The sequence below is a fragment of the Variovorax sp. 01T439_2 genome, from assembly GCF_056398445.1.
The window spans coordinates 1-2,994 of the sequence record NZ_JBFTPJ010000740.1; the positions used below are offsets into that span (position 1 = coordinate 1).

The window sequence follows — 2,994 nt, forward strand, 5'->3', positions numbered from 1 at the left end:
AGGCCAACGTGGCGCGGCTCGAGGCCGAGCTCGCATCGCTGAAGGCGCTGGTGGGGCGGGTGTGCTCGGAGCTTGGGATTTCCGAGGCGGGGTAGCGCGTTGAGGAGTGTTCCTGGCGACAGCGGCGGTGCGCGCTGACCTGCTTCAGGCCGCCGCATCCCACCCGAAGAAGCGCAGCACCTCGGCCTGCTGGCGCAGCGTGTCGGCCCGCCCGAGCGCCATCAGCTCGCGCGTGTAGCCCGCCTCGAACAGCAGGTAGCTCGCGAGCGCGCCGCCCTTCACATCGGCCGCAACCTTGGAGCCGCCCAGCAGGTGGCGCACCGCGCCGGGCAGTGCATCGACATGGCGCGCCGCGATCACGTCCAGGCGCTCCGACGGCGCGATCACCAGCAGGTCGAGCGGGCGCAGCGTGCTCGATGCGCGCGCTTCCTCGGGAATGAGGCCGAGCGTGTGGTTGATGCGCCGCAGCCGCTCGATGTCCACCGCCAGCGCATCGAGAAAGATGCTCGACAGCGCATGGCCCGCGATCTGCGCCATGGTGGGATAGCCGCTGTAGGTGTTGGGCGCGTCGGCGTCGCGCGGCTCGTGCATGCGGCCCGCGCCGATCACCAGGATGCGCTGGGCACCCAGGTGGATGGCCGCGGCGATGGGCGCCGACTGGCGCATCGAGCCGTCGCCGAAATATTCGGTGTGCCCCTGCATCGGCAGCGCGGTGGCCGGAAACACGAAGGGAATGGCCGACGAGGCCAGCAGGTGCGCGTGGCTGAGGCGGTCGCGCACCGACAGCCGCTGCGAACGCACCCAGGGCTCCATCGGCACCGCGGCCTCGAAGAAGGTGACGTGCTCGCCCGAGCTGTAGCTCGAGGCGGTCACGGCCAGCGCCTGCAGGTGGCCCTGCTGCATGAGCCGGGGCAGGCGCTCGAGCGGCACCATGCGCGCCAGCAGCTCGGCCAGCGGCGCGTTGTCCAGCAGCGAGCGCGGCTTGATGCGCATCCAGTTGGCGGCAAAGCGCCCGAGCCCGAGCAGCATGCGCCAGCGCGTGCCGCTGCCGAGCACCGAGAGCGAATCGGCGCGGTAGACCTGGCCCGCGTGGAAGTCGCGCCAGACCTGCGCGATGCGCTCGACGGCCCCGTCGAAGTCGTCGGCGCCGCAGGCCAGTGCGGCCGCATTGATGGCGCCGGCCGAGGTGCCGGTGATCACTTCGAAGGGATTGCGCCGGCCGGCCAGGCCCGCCGCGCGCCGGATGCCGGCAATGGCCTCGAGCACGCCGACCTGGTAGGCGGCCCGGGCGCCGCCGCCGGTGAGCAGGAGACCGGTGGYGGGGGGTGTCTCTGGCATTTGATATCGGTGTTGTTGTCCCCGGTGGGGGAAAGGCGATGCATGCGCACCCGGGGGCGAGCCATGAGACCCACTAGACTACCCGCCATTCAGGAGTTAGATCAATGGCACTCACCCCAGAGGGGCTCATGGACGCGCTCAAGGCCGTCGCAGACCCCAACACCGGCAAGAATTTCGTGGCGACCCGGTCGCTCAAGAACCTGCAGATCGCGGATGGCGACGTGTCGTTCGACCTCGAGCTCGGCTACCCGGCCAAGAGCCAGCACGCGGCCATGCGCAAAGCGCTGGTGGCGGCCGCAAAGACGGTGCCGGGCGTGAGCAACGTCTCGGTCAACATCACGACCAAGGTCATCAGCCATGCGGTGCAGCGCGGCGTGCAGCTGATGCCCAACGTGAAGAACATCATCGCGGTGGCGTCCGGCAAGGGCGGCGTGGGCAAGAGCACCACCGCCGCCAACCTGGCGCTGGCGCTGGCCGCCGAAGGCGCGGCCGTCGGGCTGCTGGACGCCGACATCTACGGCCCGAGCCAGCCGATGATGCTGGGCATCGAGGGCCGGCCCGAAAGCGAGGACGGCAAGACCATGGAGCCGCTCGAGAACCACGGCGTGCAGGTGATGTCGATTGGCTTCCTGGTCGACCAGGACGAGGCCATGATCTGGCGCGGCCCCATGGCCACCCAGGCGCTGGAGCAGCTGCTGCGCCAGACCAACTGGAAAGACCTGGACTACCTGATCGTCGACATGCCGCCCGGCACCGGCGACATCCAGCTCACGCTTTCGCAGCGCGTGCCCATGACGGGCGCGGTGATCGTCACCACGCCGCAGGACATCGCGCTGCTCGATGCCAAGAAGGGCATCAAGATGTTCGAGAAGGTCGGCGTGCCGATCCTGGGCATCGTGGAAAACATGGCGGTGCACATCTGCTCCAACTGCGGCCACGTCGAGCACATCTTCGGCTCCGAAGGCGGCAAGAAGATGGCGGCGCAATACCAGATGGACTACCTGGGCGCGCTGCCGCTGGACATCAACATCCGCCTGCAGGCCGACAGCGGCAAGCCGACCGTGGTGGCCGATCCCGACGGCGAAGTGGCCGGCATCTACAAGGCCGTCGCACGCCAGGTGGCCGTGGGCATTGCCGAGAAGGCCAAGGACTTCTCGGCGAAGTTCCCGACCATCTCGATCAGCAAGAACACCTGAGCGGCGGCGCGCCCCGTGAATCTTCTCGCGTCGATGCGCTACCTGGTCGCGCTCAGCGAGCACAAGCATTTCGGACGCGCGGCGCAGGCCTGCCACATCACRCAGCCGGCGCTGTCGAATGCGCTGCGCTCGCTCGAAAGCGAATTTGGCGTGGTCATCGTCAAGCGGGCGCGCGTCTACGTGGGCCTCACGCACGAAGGCGAGCGGGTGCTGGCCACGGCGCAGCGCATGCTGCGCGACAACGAGGTGCTGCAGCAGGAGCTGCGCAGCGAAGAGGGCCATCCGCGCGGGCGGCTGCGCATGGCGGCCGTGCCCACCGCCATTCCGATGCTGTCGCGCTTTGCCGCGATGCTGCACGAGATGCATCCGGGCATCGTGCCGGCGGTGCTCTCGATGAGCTCGCAAGACCTGGAAACGGGGCTCGAAAGCCTCTCGGTCGACCTCGCGCTCGGCTACACCG

General features: G+C 69.0%; 3 protein-coding genes. 2 read left to right on the forward strand and 1 reads right to left on the reverse strand.

Annotated features, from left to right (window positions below; translation table 11 throughout):
- Nucleotides 1-144: 144 nt before the first annotated feature.
- Nucleotides 145-1,338, reverse strand: coding sequence for a patatin-like phospholipase family protein (locus AC1DOC_RS26930; protein WP_478130850.1), 1,194 nt, complete (start codon nt 1,336-1,338; stop codon nt 145-147).
- A 104-nt stretch (nt 1,339-1,442) separates the two neighbouring features.
- On the opposite strand from AC1DOC_RS26930, the gene apbC reads away from it, so the two are divergent.
- Nucleotides 1,443-2,534, forward strand: a complete 1,092-nt coding sequence (gene apbC / locus AC1DOC_RS26935) for an iron-sulfur cluster carrier protein ApbC (RefSeq protein ID WP_015866850.1) — start codon at nt 1,443-1,445, stop codon at nt 2,532-2,534.
- A 15-nt stretch (nt 2,535-2,549) separates the two neighbouring features.
- A partial coding sequence (locus AC1DOC_RS26940) for a LysR family transcriptional regulator (RefSeq protein WP_478130851.1) occupies nt 2,550-2,994 on the forward strand: 445 nt, incomplete at its 3' end.

Bases quoted from the DNA above. Each gene is read 5' to 3' on its own strand.
- apbC (WP_015866850.1), top strand. From the start codon at position 1,443: ATGGCACTCACCCCAGAGGGGCTCATGGACGCGCTCAAGGCCGTCGCA.